Here is a 13,668-nt window from a genome sequence, read left to right on the forward strand (position 1 = left end):
TCCAAGCCCATCGCGGTTCCGAGCCCGTCTTCCTGCGCGGACCCGGAAATCGTGGTCACCAGCCACGGCGCGAGGACGTCGGTGACCCCGAACAGCAGGCCCACCATTGGAACGGCCAGCGCCGTGGTGAGGACGGTACGCACCATGCCCATGATCAGGTTCTCGGTCGAGGCACGGTCCTGGTCCCGGGCGAGCTTAATCAGTGCGAAGGCCGTCCCGATGACGCCGGCCATCCCGACGAAGATCAACGTCGACTGCTGGATACGGTCGGTTGCGGACCCTGCACCCATATCCGGTGCGCCGATCTTCAACCACCACGTACCGACGAAATTAATCATCTCCGTCAGGACCTGCACCAGCCAGCCCGCAAGGAACTGGATCAGCTTTTGGATCGCGCTGCCGGCGACGCCTTCTAGGAGGTTCCCTGCCAAGTCTCCGATCATGATTTAGGTCCCCACTGCACGTATTGCTGTCCCTGGTAGCGGGCCCAGGTATTGAAGTCGTTGCCCGACGCCGGGTCAAGCTTCCAGTCACCCTCCTCCCACACCAGATCGACCTGAGCAACGAGTGTCTGTTCCAGACCCGATGCATCGGGTGCCGAGTAGATCAGCCGGTAGGACGCTGCGTCATCGGTGTAGCTGTTCTGGATGTAGCCCAGCAGGGTCAACCGGGCGATGACGGAGGTGTCTTCGCTCTGCTCGAGCCCGTCCCGGATACGCTGTGCTCGCTCGCCCAACAGCACTCGGTTCGGCCCTTCCGCTACCGCTGCTTCGAGGTCGGACGCTGCTTGCTCGCTGGCCGCCGGGTCCAGAGCGACGGCATACGTGGCCGCCGCCATCAGTGACCCTGTTTGAGTCGGTGCGTAACCGACGCGCAAGGTGGAAGGCAATTTCTCGCACCCGCCGAAATCCGAGAACGGGATCACGTTGTATCCGCCGACTACCCATTCCTCGATCGCGGGAGCACTGTCAGCCACGGATGTGTCGTCGCTGTTGAGGTCCGCCTGGCAGTCCCACGCGGCGTCCGCGTCCTCGACCGGTGCTGCCGTCGCGGACGCGGACGTCGAGGCGGACGATGGTGATGTCTGCGTTGCAGCGGTGGTTGGGTCTGCTGCCGGTTCGTCGTTGCTGGGGAAGAGGAATACCCGCAGGCCCCATGCGAGGAGGCCGACCAGCACCAGGGCCAGCAGCATCGCGGCAGCGCCGAACCACTTCGGGCGGGCCTTCGGTTCCTGGGTGGTGTCCTGTGTGCTCATCGTCTGTCCTTCTCTCGATCAAGTGGGTAGCTGGTGTTGCTCAGGTGATTGCAGTCCACACTGCACCCGAGGCGCCCAGGAGGCAGGCAGCGACCATAGGCCAGATGGGTGCCTCGATCTCGTTGCCCTATCGGCGGTTCCTACCGGCCGAGACGAGGCCGAAGATGAAGAACACGAACAGGACGAGGGCTGCGCCCCAGAGAATCCAGTTGATGACGGTGGTCAGGCCCTCGGTGCCGGGAGGCTGCGTCGGGGTGAAGGTCTGGGCTGAGAGCGATCCTTCACGGACCGGGGTCAGCGCGTTGATGGTGGTCAGGGTGTGTGCTGCCAGAGTGTTTCCGAACATGGGGGTTTTGCCTTTCTCAGTGCCCGGAGCGGGCGATCTTTTCGATTTTCCGGAGCACGCTTTTCAGTCGTGTCCCGGAAGCTTGTGGGCTGACGCCGACCTCGCGCCAGGAGGGTTCATACGGCGCTGTCATGGCGACCGGGAACATCCGCGCGACACCGCGCGCGAAATCCAGCGTCGGCTTCGTCAGCCGGTTCTTCGGCCGGTCGTGGACGATCACCAGGCCGACCAGTTCGTAGGGCAGCTGCCCGGAAGCGGACTTCCGCGCGAGCTGCTGCGCGGCCTCGAGCGAGGACGCGCTGGTCGAGCAGACCAACAGGGCCCGGCCTGCGTAGGTCGGACGCCGCTCGGATTCATCGACGATGTTCTCCGAGCACAGGCCCGCGAGGGTGCTGGTGCCAACGCCGCCGGAGGCACCGACCAGCCACAGGGTCGCGCTGGTCACCGCGACAGGTTCAGCTGGTACCTCTTCCTCGACCGGCTCGGCGGCGAGGGTCTGCTGAATGTTCTGCGGGCCCCTCAGCGATTCGCGCTGGCCGAGGATCGGGTCATCGTCGATCGGGTCTTCCTGCGGCTCTACTTCCGGCTCGTGGACGAACGGATTACGCTGCGGGGTCACGGTCACAGTCCCTCCGCGATCTGCGCGGCTGCCCGGAGCCAGGCGCGGCGGGTCTGCGGGAGCATTGAGGAGAACCGGATTCTGCCCTCGATCAGCGACGGATCATAGGGCACCGTGACGACCGACTTCACGAACGGGCGGAAGGAATCAGCTAGCTCGTTCAGCTTCGCCGGACCGTGGGACGGGGTGCAGCCCAGGACGATCACCACAGCACGGTCGGCCAGCGACTGTGCGTGCTCGTTTCCCGCCCGCAGGGCGCTGAGGACCCGGGATGCGCCTTCGGCTGCGTCGTCGACGGACTTGACCGGGATGACGACCTGATCGGAGTGCCCGATCATGGCCTCCCAGTTGTCCCCGCGTTCGGTGTTGCCCGAGTCCATGAGGATCAGCCGGTAATACTTCGCGGCCACCGAGTAGAGGCGGTGGACCTCGTCGCCGGTGACCTCGTGCCGCTTCTTCGCGCCCGACCGGTCATCGGAGCGAAGTACGTCGTACTGGTCCGAGGGCTGATGGTGGACGTAGGACGCCAGATCCCCGGCCCGCGCATTGGCAGTCATGAAGTAGTCGGTCTGCTCGAGGAGGTCGACCACCGTCGCCTCATGGCCGGCGTCGAAGGTCCGCCAGCCGAGCGACCCGAGTGAGTTGTTGTTGTCCCACGCCAGGACACCGGAGCCGCCGAGTCGGGCGAAGACAGCGGACAGGCAGATTACCGTCGGCGTCTTGCCTGCCCCGCCCTTGGGGTTGAGGACCGTGATTGTGCGGGGCCCGGCCCAGTGCTGAGAGACGGTCTTCTCGTCCCGGCGCTGCTCCAGCTCCGCCGGCGAGGCCGCAAGCTTCAACCCGAACTGATTCAGCACACCGCGAAAACCCGCTTGGGCGGGCGAGTCAGCGTCCGGCCGGTCGACGAACGACGGCATCGCGGTCCTGCGGGTCGGCAGCGGTTCCACCGTTTCTGCCGGTGCCGTCGCTTCCGTGGCCACGGAAGCCTCAACGGGAGCGGGAACAGGGATGGGAACAGGAGCGGCAACAGGTGCTTCTGCTTCCACCGCGGCCTCCGGCGCGGTCTGCACTTTCGGCGTCACCGGGGACGCCACTGGTTCGACCGCTTCGACGGGCTGTCCTGGCCCGCTTTCCGTCGGGTCACTTTCGGCGTCCTGCTCTACGATGGCGCCGTCGGTTTGGACGAGGATCGTGCGGGAGCCGGATGGGTCCTCGATGTGCAGTTCGGTGGCGGTGCTCGTCTCGGCCGCGAGGTCGGTCGCGGTGCTCATGACGGAGCGGCGGGCGTCCATGACCGATGGGTACGGGGCGGTGGTTTTCTCGCCTCCCAGGTCAAGCTCGAGGGTGCCGGCTGGGTCGATGACAGCGGTCATTCTCATCAGGGGTTCTCCTTCGGGGAAACAGTCGAGGTGGGGCTCGGAGTAGACGTCGGGGTTGGTGTTGCTGTGGGCCGGGGTGCGACCTGTGTCAGCGCATACAGCAGGCCGGTGGAGGATCCTTCGGCTCGGGTGATTGCCTTGCCGTCGTCGGTGATGACGTCGGGGATCGCTGCCCGGGCGGCGTCGGTCGTGGTTTCGGTGATGCCCTGCGCGTTGATCCGCAGCTGCTCGGTGTTGGTGGTGACCCAGGCGTAACCGGCGGCGAGCTTTCCGGCTCCGGGCAGGCGGTGGGCCTGCTTCGCGTCGACGTCGACCAGGACCGTGCCGGCCATCAGCAGGCCGTTTTCCCGGTCCACCTGGATACCGGAGGTGGCGACGTCGGTTCCTTCGACGTCGACAATGCCGACCTGCGTCGCGTCCGTTGCATCGGCGGCATCTCCGAGGGCGTAGAAGCCGATGGTGGTGGTGTCGTCGGTCTTCCATGCCGCGACGACCGTCCCGCTCACGGATCCGAGGACCGTGACTAGTTCCGCCCCTGCTGACGGCGCAGGCAGCTTCGCCGGGGCTGGCAGGGCTGCCGAGTCCTGCGTGACGCGCCAGATCCGTCCGGAGCGCGTGTCCGCTGCCACCAGGTCGTCTCCGAGGGCTTCGATGGGTTCCGCGGCCGCCGGGACCACCCGCGCCGCTGTACTGCCGTCGGCTGCGACGATCAGTGTCCGCTTGTTCGGCAGGTCCACGCGAGGGGCTGTCCCGCCGTCCAGGACGATTGTTCCGTCTTTGGGAACGTTGACGCGGATTGGGTCCGCCCCGTCGCCGAACAGCACCAGCTCGCGGGCTGCTGCGGCCGCGACCCTGGACTGCCCATCGAGGGTGAACATAGCCAGCTGCGCGACCGTGAATGGAGCGGTGCGTGTCCACCGCTCCACACCCGTCCGGGGGTCATGGCCGATCAGCTTCGAGCCGTCCACGCTTACCGGCTGCCCCGAAGGGTCCAGAATCGCCCGAACGGTCGAGCCGGTCATCGGCGTCGTCCAGTCACCGTAGGTATCCCATCCGGCAGGCGCCGGGACCGGCAGCTGCGCGGGAGGTGGCGTGTAGACCGTGGCTGCCGGCTCGACCGTGTTGTCCTGCAGCGTGTAGAAGGCGCTGAAACCGACCGTGGCTGCCAGGACTCCTGCGCTCCCCCACAGCACAGCTTTGCGGCGCGCAGGGGTACGACGGCGTGCAGTCTTCGACCCAGTGCGGGCAGAACCAGCACCTGTGCCGCCGGCAGTGCCGGTGGAGGTGGTGTCTTCTCGTTCTTCGAGGGTGCCCAGTTCGGCGTCGACGACCATTTCGTAGACCTCGCCGTCCTCGGTGAGTCCCTGCACCCGGCACGCGGCCAGGCCCAAACGGCGGCACGCTTCCGCTGCTGCGTCGGCGGCCACGTCGGCTGCGGACGTGTCATCGAGCACCGGGTAGGTGAGGACGTCGCCGTTCGCGTCCGCGACGATTTCGCCTTCGCCGATCGTGAGGCGGATGACGGGCCAGGAATGCACTGCAGGAGTCACTTGCCCTCCCCCGTGATCGCAGTGGTCATGTCGCGGGTCTGGTGCCCGACGACGTCCCACTGGCCGTCCGTCTTCTCGAGATAGACGGTTATCTGCCGGCGGCCGCCCCCCTCCGACGGGGTTTCGTCACGGGCTACCCAGCGCCATGTCACGTCGAGGACCCGGATGGCCTTGTCCGGGGCGACGTCCTGCGCGGCGTCACCGATCGCCGGAACGGCACGGGGCACGCTGTAGGAGCCGTGCTCGGATGGTTCCAACCACTCACCGTTGCTTGCGTTGCGCTCAGGCTCGACCTGGTTCGCCGCCCACTCCTCGCTCATCAGCGAAATGGCGCGCACTGCGGCCGCCGTCTCGGTGCGGTCCACCGTCGTGTCCCACGAATGCAGCATCAGCGCCGCGACCCGGGCGGTCGAATCGACGTCGGACCGGTCCGCATCCTCCGGGGATGCGAACGTGTTGCCGCCCAGGACCTCCTCGGCAGGGAGCGAGGTGTAAGAGCCTTCGTAGATGGTGGTCGGCGCCGAAATCGGGGCCACGTCCTCCGATGCGGTCGTATCAGCGGCGCAGCTGGTCAGAGCGATCATCGAGACCGCCAGAGCGGCGGCCCGGTGCAGGTATGTGTGTGAGCGACGGGTCATCGCACCCACGCTCCTTTCTCTTTCAGAATCGGCTCCGGGTCGAGGTTCCAGCCCTGATACGGGTAGACGACCTCCGGTGCATCCGGCTTGTAAATCTCGAAATGCAAGTGCGTGGCGACCAGCCCCAGGCCGGCCCTGTTGCCCTCGGTGCCGACGACGTCTCCGCGCTTCAACCGGTCCCCCACGGCCACGCTGTAGGCGTTGAGGTGGCAGAACGCGAACCCGAAATCGGGGTCAGCCCCGTCCTCCTTCGCGATCACGCAGCCGTCCTTGTCGTTGAAGCCCGTGACCCGCAGGTCAGTCGGGGCGATGACCGGACCGCCGCTGCCGGAGCCGGCACCCGGGGTCGACAGGTCCACCCCGACGTGGTCCTGCGCCCACGCCGGCAGGCCCGGGACATTGCGGCCCCCGTACCCGGAAATGAACACCCCACCCGGGAGCGGATTGGTCCACTCCCCGTCGCCGAGGTCGCCGTCCCATGAAACCGTCCCCGCCGGAGCCGTGCACCCGGCGGAGAACTCGCCCTGACCTGTGGCCAGAATCTTCTCGACGTACTGCTCGGTCTCCGTGAACGCCGGGGTGCCCTTGGCTGCCTGCACAGCACCGGGGCCAGCGTTATAAGCGGCGAGGGTCAGGCGGACGAGCAGGTCGGCGTCATCTCCGGCCAGCGGCTGTACCTGTCCTTTCAGCGCCGCCATGTAGCGCCCGTAGGCGGGAATGGCGTCCTCGGCCGAGAACGGGTCCCCACCCTCCCCGTACAAGGCCCAGGTGCCGGGCATGAACTGAGCCACGCCCTGCGCACCCGCAGAACTCCGAGCGCCTTCCCTCCACCCCGATTCCTGCTTCAGCTGCGCCGCCACCACGCTGACCGGCAGGCCAGCGGTCTTCGCCGCAGCGTCGACCAGCTCGCCCCATCCGTTCGGGATCGCCGGCGTCGAGGTGAGGTCCCCCGCTCTCTCGCCGGCTGCGGAGATTACACATGCCGCGGGCTTCTTCTCGGTCTGCGTCAGGACCGCAGCCCCAGCGACACCCACGACGGGCAGACCCGCCAAGAAAGGAACAAGGATCACCAACGCCAGCAGCGCTGCAGATCCGCGCTTCTCGTCGTTACTCACGAATCTCACTCCTTCCTTCTTGTTCTTCCCTGCTGGTGGTTTCGCTCGTCCCTTGCTCGAGGGGCCGCGTGTAACCCGAAAACGGTGCGCAATGCAGGACGGCAGAAGCGCGGATTGGTGACCTGTTTCTTCTTCGCGACGGATGACATCGCGCCAACTTCAGGAAGAGCTCGATGCCGACGACTTCATGCCATCACCTTATCATTTAGTAATAAGGTGATGGCATGGCTCTCGCTGGATCGAACAAGTCGGGCAAGATGGTTACGTGCCTGCCCTCATTGACCCCGACCTTCCGTTGGAGGTTGAGGCCGCTGTGAGCGTGATTGGCAGCCGTGCCCAGGCGGAGATTCTCCGACGTCTTTCTCGTCTTGGGCCTAGCACTGCAGGTGAGCTCGCGGATGCAACGGGTATCTCTAGGCCGAGTTTAAATCGGCATCTGGTGGCCCTGCAGAAGGCGGGAGTGGTGGCTGCGACCCCGCCCGCCGGTGATCAGGCAGGTAAAACGGTGAAGTATGCCGCTCAAATCGATCGCGTTCGGGAGTTGGCGGAGAAGTACCTGAGGTACGTATCCGGTGGTTAGCAAGGCTCTCCTCTATCAACTGCACATCCGGGTCGGGTGCCTCACGTCCGATCCCCAAGCGGTTCAGAAGCATATTTAGTAGCTACTCTTATGTAAGCATACTGTCGTGGTCGATGGAAAAATTCGGCGCTGGCAGCCCATCGACAGGAGGGGCCTGTGACCGTATCGGCGCGGGAGTTCGACGCGTGGCTCGATCGTGCCGGCTTGCCGACCAGTTCCACCGAAATCGGCAACAGGCTGAGCATGCGGCGGTCCACCATCAAGACCCAGCGGGTAAGGAATCGAGTCAGTGAGGAGGTCGTCGTTGCGTTGGCTCGCTCGTTCAACATCAACCCACTTGGTGCGTTGTCCGAGTTCGAGCTCTACCTCGGTCTGCAGAACACGCAGCCGCCGCCGACAAGAGCGGAGTTGCTCAGCCAGGTCACTCACACCGACCTCTTCGCGGAACTCCTGAGCAGGAACCGCACCGACATGGCACACCTCATCGGTGCACACTACGAGATGAGCCCCATCCCCCACCCCGATGGCGTTCGGGCCTGGATAGACGCCATTGACCCCGGCAGCATACGTACTGAGATGTCGCACCAAAGCGGCATAGCCACTACCAACCTCTCCACCATGCTGTCCGACAACAGGCTGGCTCCCGAACTAGCGCTACTGGCGTCGGCAATCGCAGGCGTTTCCCAGATCAGCGGACTGGTCGTCACCGGACTGTTGACCACAGCTGAAGCTAACTGGCCGTCGATGGGCCGAGAAAACGCCCTGCGGGACCTTGACGATCTTGACGTTATCGACCTCGCGGACCAACGACTGAAAAGCCTGCGCCGCCGCGTGAAGAAGAAGCTCGACGCGCGGGAAAACGCACACGCACTCTGGGAGACCCTCGGCTAATGGACGTTCTTTTCCTCATCATCCTGATCATGGCGCTCGGTTTCACAGCCACGAGGCTGCCCGTGCTCGGTGCACGCCGAAACCAAGCCATCGCCGTCTGCGGTGCAGCGTTGTCTGTTGGCCTAGCGTTAATGATTCCCACTGTCTATAACGCGATCGACGGCACGTTCCAGCGGACCAACTTCACAGACCTGTTCGCCAAACTCGCACTCTTCCTTGCAGTTAACATCCTCGGCAACCAACTTGCTCGAGGACTACGCAGCAACCGAGCGATCAGACGCATCGGCGGTTTCCAAGGCCGGATGGTATTCGTATTGGCGTTCGTTCTGGAGATGGTTCTCTTCGCCTATACCACTACCCCGGAGTCGTCTGCCGGCCTCGAGCTGTACCAGACGGACCCGCTCGTCATTGCGTACACCGGTGTCGCCGTCGGGTACGTCGCCTACGTGTGCTTTTGCCTCCTGCCCCCGCTCGTTGGCCAATACCGCGACAACCAGAGCAAGCTCGGCCGAACCGCTGCGGGGCTGCTGATTGCAGGGTTCGGGCTCGTCATCTTCCGTGCAGTTCTTGTCTTCGTAGGGATCCCCTACCCCGGCATCTACGACTTCGCGCAGGTCATCAGCCTGCTGTCCGCGTTCTGCGTCATCATGGGCCTCGCAGTCGCATGGCGGGCGCTGAGGGTCTATGGCGATCCGTTGGTACGCCCGTCAGCACTGCGGGATGAAGTGTGACTGTGAAATTTGGAGCCGACACGCCGTACCGATCCCACTTAATCAATCAGATTCAGGTTTGATGGGTCTACAGGTTCAACCGGAAGAGGGATCATGGCACAGCGCAGCAAAGGTGAACGCCACGTCATCACGGCTCGACTCCCGATGAGCGACGCCAAAAAGCTTGCTGCCGTCGTGGCAGCTACTGACGAGAATCGGAGCGATCTCGTCGCTCGACTCGTCCATAGCTATCTCGAAACCATTGACCTCGATGAACTTACAAGCCAGGAGGAGTTGCAGTTCAGTAGGGCCTCCTAAATAGAAAAGGCCCGCCGTAGCGGGCCTTCTCATATTCAAGTTTCCAAGCTCCACACCGTCGTTCCGGCAAGATCACCGGTGGGGAGCTCAACCGAGTACGTCCTTTTCAGGTCGTGCCCTTAGGTGAAAGTGTACACCGAGTGCTCGAAGCACCTCCAGCAGTTCATGCCGCGCCACGCCGGGCAGATTCGCCCTCGAGCGCCGCGTGGGTTCTTGCACCCCTGATTGCGGGTCAGCCGGTCTATCGGGCGGGCCGGTGGATCGGGGATCGTTTCCAGTACCCAAGGCCACGCACACCGCTGCGCATCACCGGCACCCTGCCCTCCGCACCGGCGGCCGTGTTGATCCACGGGGTCGACGGCTCAGTGCGGACCCTGTGCCTTGACCTGGATACCTCCAAGGCCCGGAAGGCCGTCGTCGACGACGACGCCGGACGCCTGGCCGGCATCCTCACCGCGGCGGGCCTGTCGTTTGTGGAGGACCGGTCCCCCAGCGGCGGCCGGCACCTATACGTGCCTTTGCGGGAGGCAATCACGGCGGCCGAGGCCCGCCGGCTCGTCGAAGCCCTCGGATTGTGCGCGCCGAGTCTTGATCCGAGCCCGCACCAGAACCCCACCGACGGGTGCATCCGCGTGCCCGGGTCCGCGCACAAGTCCGGCGGCCACCAGATGCTCATCACCCCGCTCACGCAGGCCCACAGGATCCTCACCCGCCGCAATCCCGCCACCGCCGTGGCCGCGCTAGGCAAGGCCCTGGCACCGGAGCTTTACCGCCTGGAACAGGCCCGGCGTCGCACCCAGGCACGCGCCGCGGCCGCGACGACCGCCCTGCACGCCGCACGAGACAGCGCCGCGGACAGTTCGACATCGAAGGCGGGCCGTGAGTCGGCGTTGCGGGTGGTGGCCCGTACCGGGTTGTACGAGGCGAGCCGGTACTCCAGCGATTCCGAGGCCCGCATGGCGGTCCTGAACCACTTCGCCGCCTGCCACTGGAACCTGGACCAGGTCCGAGCAGGTATGGGAGGTGCGTACGCCGGCCTGGGCGCCCTCTATGGGGCCAAGGCCGACCGGCTCCTGCCCGTCGAGTGGGCCAAAGCCCAAACCTTCACCGCCACCCACACCATCGGCCTCAAAGGTAGGACGAAAGCCAAGACGACGGCCAGCGGGCGGGCCGTGCGGCAAGCCCCCTTCCAGCGCACCGGGGGGAACGCTGCGCATAAGTTCACCACAAGCCCCACTTTATTCACGGGGGGCAGCCACCAAACCAGTTCTTCCTCAAACCAGCAGCACTTCCTGCCGGGAGTGCACTCGATCCATGAGCTCGTGAACGATCTGGAGAATGTCCTGTACGCCGTCCTCGATCATCGGCTCAGGGACCAGGGCCGCGCGGGGATCAGTCTGAGGTTCCTGATCCGGGCGGTGCTGGCGTACATGAGGATCAACCAGACCAACATTCTGGATGTCGGGTGCCGCACCTTCGCTGTGGCACTGGGGAAGGACCACGTCACCATCGCCCGGCTCCTACCCCAGCTCGAGGCCGCCTCGGCAGGGATCCTCACCCGCATCGAGCGCGGCCGCGGCCGCAACGCCGACACCTACGCCATCCAGTTGCCTGAGCAGTTCGAGCAGCTCGCCCGGGACCTGACCTGGCGCAAGGGCAAGATCCACGCCATCCGCCCCGTTTTCCGGGTCCTCGGCGACGTCGCAGCCCTGGCCTACGAGGGCATCGAACGCGGCCGCCATTCCCCCACCACCGCCGAGCTCACCCGCACCACCGGCATTAGTCGGCGCGCCCTCACCGACCACCTGGCCGGGATGGAAGCATTGGGCATGATCCGCCGACACCACGGCCGCTGGGAGATCATGACCACCACCAACCTCCTCCAGCTCGCGGACCGGCTCGGCGCCACCGAGGACCGCCAGGCCCAGATCACCCGATACCGCAAGGAACGCGCCCTTTGGCACGCCTGGCTCGACCGGCACCTGGTCCCCCACCTCCAGGAACACGAACTCCACGACCCCGAACGCGACGACTACTGGCTACCACCTCACGAGGACGAGCGCGAGCATCAACACTCCCTCTGGCACGCCGCCTGATACCAGGACGAATGAGCACCTGCCCGCACCCGCCGTACTCCACGCCCAGGATTCACGGCGACTTCGCCGGCCAGGTCGGGGTTCTGGGTGGGAGGCCTCCTGTACACAGGTGCACAGCACAAGCTCCCCCACGCTCCGCTGCTTGTCCCGCACACAGATGCACAGCAGGAACCAGCCTGACCGCCTGCATACACCCACCCGCCTCACCAACACGAGGACAGCTCACCCAGGGCGAGCGGTGGGCGTGCACAGCCTCCACCAGCGCCGGGTACAACACAGCCAACATCAGGCCCCCGGGCGGGTCCTGACCAGGAGCTCGCGCCGCCGGCACTAATCCGGGCGCACCCACGCCGTACGGGCCCGGGAGAACTCCACCCACTGCGCGTACACCGCCGCCGAGGTCCACGCCATCGCGAAACCCTTAACCGTCTGCCGACCGCCATCCAGGTATTCCAACTCCACACATCACGCCGGCGCCCTCCCCGGCTCCGTCACCGGCACAACGTACCGGCCTCCCCCGACATCGACCCCACTCCCCCACCGGCGGAACCAGAAGTAAAATCCTGATTCCGAGGAGGACCGGTCTCAATCGCGGTGCGGGGCAAGTAGTCATGCGTGCATGCATGCATGAAAAAGTGCATACATGCACGCATGAAAACATGCATGAAAGTTTTCTGTTATGTATGCATGTATGCCAGTAAGCATGCATGACAGCGTGCACGTATGTATGCTTGCATGCATGCAAACACTTATGGTCTACAGCGAGTCAGGTGGAGCAACTAAAACCACGACCGCCGTCTCACTGGCTGCGGTCGCAGCGAGTCAAGGACGCCAAGTTGTCTTGATAGATCTCGACCCGCGGGCAGCTTCCACAAAATGGCTTGGTATAGAGCCCAAAGAAGCCGGCCTGCATGTAGGAGCCATCCTGGGTGATCCGGATCCCGTCGGCTGGGCCGAGGAGCTTGCGGTGCAGACGGGTTGGTTCCCAACCCTCAGAGCGATCCCGTCAGCTCGAAATGTCTCGAACCGCGAAGCTGACCGAGCGGATCATGCCGAGCTGAGGTTGAAAACATCCCTTGACTCCCTACAGGCAGACCTTGTCATCATTGATTGCCCTAACCGCCAAGGTGGTCCGCTAACTCTGTCAGCGTTGAATGCCTCAGATACCATCGTTTACGCGGCAACCCCCACGGTCGACGGTGTCGATGGCGTTGACGGCGCCCGACGCAGTGTTGATCAGTTTCGGCTATCGAGGCGTCGGCTCGGGGCGCCGGACAACCTAGTTGAAGCCGGCATCGTTGTTGGAGCAGTCCAGTCCACCGTGATGAGTCGGATAGCGGGCAGCAGCATAGATGAGCTGCGAGATACAGGGATGCTACTCACCCCCTTGGTCCCTCATCGGACAATCGTCCAAGAAATGCGCCTGACACAGGAGTGGTACGGCCAGTACCGCAAAGGGGCCCCTGTTGTAGATGCGTACATTGAGCTCGCAAAGAAGGTAATTCGATGACCGACAACCTGCCGGACCGCCCACCTGCGCTTACTCGTCGCGGCCCTAGGCCTGCTCCTGACGAAACCGTCGATCCGGTGCATTTTGTGCCAAGCCCAGTACAGGACCAAGCTCCTGCGGTCGCTCCTGAGCCCAAGCAGCAGGCATCGCCTAAGGCTGCAAAGCGTAAGCGCGAACTGACTTTCCCATTCAGCACGCGGCTGTCCCAGGATGTCCAAGAAACCCTTGATCAGGCAGTGGAATCTGAAGGCATCACGGTTCGTGAAGCTGTCGAGCAAGCAATACGTAGTCGCTGGGGATCCCACGGCCAAGGGCACTGATCAGTAAGGAGAGCGTCTGCGGTTCGCACATGCATGCATGCATGCATGTTTTGTGGCCAAGAAGCGACGCGAGGGGTTCAGCGGCAACAGTGAATCGGAAATGGCCGCCGCTATGAGGCTTGCCCGGAATGAGAGCGGGTCATGGGACGAGATCGCCCGGGTGCTCGGGCTGTCGCTGGCCGAGGTGTGTGCACCTTTTAGCCAGCCACCCCAGGATCAGAACCAGGATCAGAACCGGGACCGGGACTAGGGCGTGTCTCCTAACCGTTTGAGCCAGAGGGTAATCGCGCGTAGTACGGCGCCGCCGCGGTAGGTGAGGGCGAGTTTGTCGTAGCGGGTCG

15 protein-coding genes are annotated in these 13,668 nt (G+C 64.6%); 7 read left to right on the top strand and 8 right to left on the bottom strand.

Annotated elements, in window-relative coordinates; genetic code table 11:
* The 8 genes from IWX63_RS15500 to IWX63_RS15535 all read right to left on the bottom strand — a co-directional run.
* On the bottom strand, positions 1–431 hold a 431-nt coding region (locus IWX63_RS15500), incomplete at its 3' end, for a hypothetical protein (protein ID WP_199279055.1).
* An 8-nt stretch (positions 432–439) separates the two neighbouring features.
* Complete coding sequence (locus tag IWX63_RS15505; RefSeq protein ID WP_199279056.1) at positions 440–1,255, bottom strand: hypothetical protein; 816 nt, start codon at positions 1,253–1,255, stop codon at positions 440–442.
* 127 nt (positions 1,256–1,382) lie between these two features.
* Positions 1,383–1,601 carry a hypothetical protein gene (locus IWX63_RS15510; RefSeq protein WP_199279057.1) on the bottom strand — a complete coding sequence of 73 codons (219 nt, stop codon included), beginning with the start codon at positions 1,599–1,601 and terminating at the stop codon, positions 1,383–1,385.
* A 16-nt stretch (positions 1,602–1,617) separates the two neighbouring features.
* Complete coding sequence (locus tag IWX63_RS15515) at positions 1,618–2,220, bottom strand: DUF6668 family protein (protein WP_199279058.1); 603 nt, start codon at positions 2,218–2,220, stop codon at positions 1,618–1,620.
* 2 nt (positions 2,221–2,222) lie between these two features.
* Complete coding sequence (locus tag IWX63_RS15520; protein WP_199279059.1) at positions 2,223–3,599, bottom strand: MinD/ParA family ATP-binding protein; 1,377 nt, start codon at positions 3,597–3,599, stop codon at positions 2,223–2,225.
* A complete protein-coding gene (locus tag IWX63_RS15525) occupies positions 3,599–5,149 on the bottom strand; it encodes a hypothetical protein (protein WP_199279060.1) in 1,551 nt (516 codons plus the stop codon). The genes IWX63_RS15520 and IWX63_RS15525 overlap by 1 nt, the downstream gene beginning before the upstream one ends.
* A complete protein-coding gene (locus IWX63_RS15530) occupies positions 5,146–5,787 on the bottom strand; it encodes a hypothetical protein (RefSeq protein ID WP_199279067.1) in 642 nt (213 codons plus the stop codon). Before IWX63_RS15530 ends, IWX63_RS15525 begins: the two co-directional genes overlap by 4 nt.
* Positions 5,784–6,902: a transglycosylase SLT domain-containing protein gene (locus IWX63_RS15535; RefSeq protein ID WP_199279061.1), complete on the bottom strand. Its 1,119-nt coding sequence runs from the start codon at positions 6,900–6,902 to the stop codon at positions 5,784–5,786. Before IWX63_RS15535 ends, IWX63_RS15530 begins: the two co-directional genes overlap by 4 nt.
* A gap of 319 nt (positions 6,903–7,221) precedes the next feature.
* Here IWX63_RS15535 and IWX63_RS15540 point away from each other — a divergent pair, with 319 nt between their 5' ends.
* The 7 genes from IWX63_RS15540 to IWX63_RS15570 all read left to right on the top strand — a co-directional run bounded on the left by IWX63_RS15540 (position 7,222) and on the right by IWX63_RS15570 (position 13,327).
* Entirely contained in the window at positions 7,222–7,482 is a 261-nt protein-coding gene (locus tag IWX63_RS15540; protein WP_334685927.1) for an ArsR/SmtB family transcription factor, read from the top strand.
* 156 nt (positions 7,483–7,638) lie between these two features.
* Entirely contained in the window at positions 7,639–8,373 is a 735-nt protein-coding gene (locus tag IWX63_RS15545; RefSeq protein ID WP_199279062.1) for a hypothetical protein, read from the top strand.
* Positions 8,373–9,104, top strand: a complete 732-nt coding sequence (locus IWX63_RS15550; protein WP_199279063.1) for a hypothetical protein — start codon at positions 8,373–8,375, stop codon at positions 9,102–9,104. Before IWX63_RS15545 ends, IWX63_RS15550 begins: the two co-directional genes overlap by 1 nt.
* Positions 9,105–9,197: 93 nt before the next feature.
* A complete protein-coding gene (locus IWX63_RS15555; protein WP_199279064.1) occupies positions 9,198–9,401 on the top strand; it encodes a hypothetical protein in 204 nt (67 codons plus the stop codon).
* 365 nt (positions 9,402–9,766) lie between these two features.
* Positions 9,767–11,497 carry a hypothetical protein gene (locus IWX63_RS15560; RefSeq protein WP_334685926.1) on the top strand — a complete coding sequence of 577 codons (1,731 nt, stop codon included), beginning with the start codon at positions 9,767–9,769 and terminating at the stop codon, positions 11,495–11,497.
* Positions 11,498–12,248: 751 nt separating this feature from the next.
* The gene (locus IWX63_RS15565) at positions 12,249–13,007 is read left to right on the top strand and encodes a ParA family protein (protein ID WP_334685928.1); all 759 of its coding nucleotides are present in this window, start codon (positions 12,249–12,251) and stop codon (positions 13,005–13,007) included.
* Complete coding sequence (locus tag IWX63_RS15570) at positions 13,004–13,327, top strand: hypothetical protein (protein WP_199279066.1); 324 nt, start codon at positions 13,004–13,006, stop codon at positions 13,325–13,327. The genes IWX63_RS15565 and IWX63_RS15570 overlap by 4 nt, the downstream gene beginning before the upstream one ends.
* The last annotated feature ends 341 nt before the right edge of the window (positions 13,328–13,668 follow it).

The sequence above is a fragment of the Arthrobacter sp. CAN_A2 genome, assembly GCF_015752045.1.
GTDB lineage: Bacteria > Actinomycetota > Actinomycetes > Actinomycetales > Micrococcaceae > Arthrobacter_D.

Coding starts and splice junctions, on each gene's coding strand:
- IWX63_RS15505 (WP_199279056.1), bottom strand. CDS start 1,255: ATGAGCACACAGGACACCACCCAGGAACCGAAGGCCCGCCCGAAGTGG.
- IWX63_RS15510 (WP_199279057.1), bottom strand. CDS start 1,601: ATGTTCGGAAACACTCTGGCAGCACACACCCTGACCACCATCAACGCG.
- IWX63_RS15520 (WP_199279059.1), bottom strand. CDS start 3,599: ATGAGAATGACCGCTGTCATCGACCCAGCCGGCACCCTCGAGCTTGAC.
- IWX63_RS15530 (WP_199279067.1), bottom strand. CDS start 5,787: ATGACCCGTCGCTCACACACATACCTGCACCGGGCCGCCGCTCTGGCG.
- IWX63_RS15550 (WP_199279063.1), top strand. CDS start 8,373: ATGGACGTTCTTTTCCTCATCATCCTGATCATGGCGCTCGGTTTCACA.
- IWX63_RS15555 (WP_199279064.1), top strand. CDS start 9,198: ATGGCACAGCGCAGCAAAGGTGAACGCCACGTCATCACGGCTCGACTC.
- IWX63_RS15565 (WP_334685928.1), top strand. CDS start 12,249: ATGGTCTACAGCGAGTCAGGTGGAGCAACTAAAACCACGACCGCCGTC.
- IWX63_RS15570 (WP_199279066.1), top strand. CDS start 13,004: ATGACCGACAACCTGCCGGACCGCCCACCTGCGCTTACTCGTCGCGGC.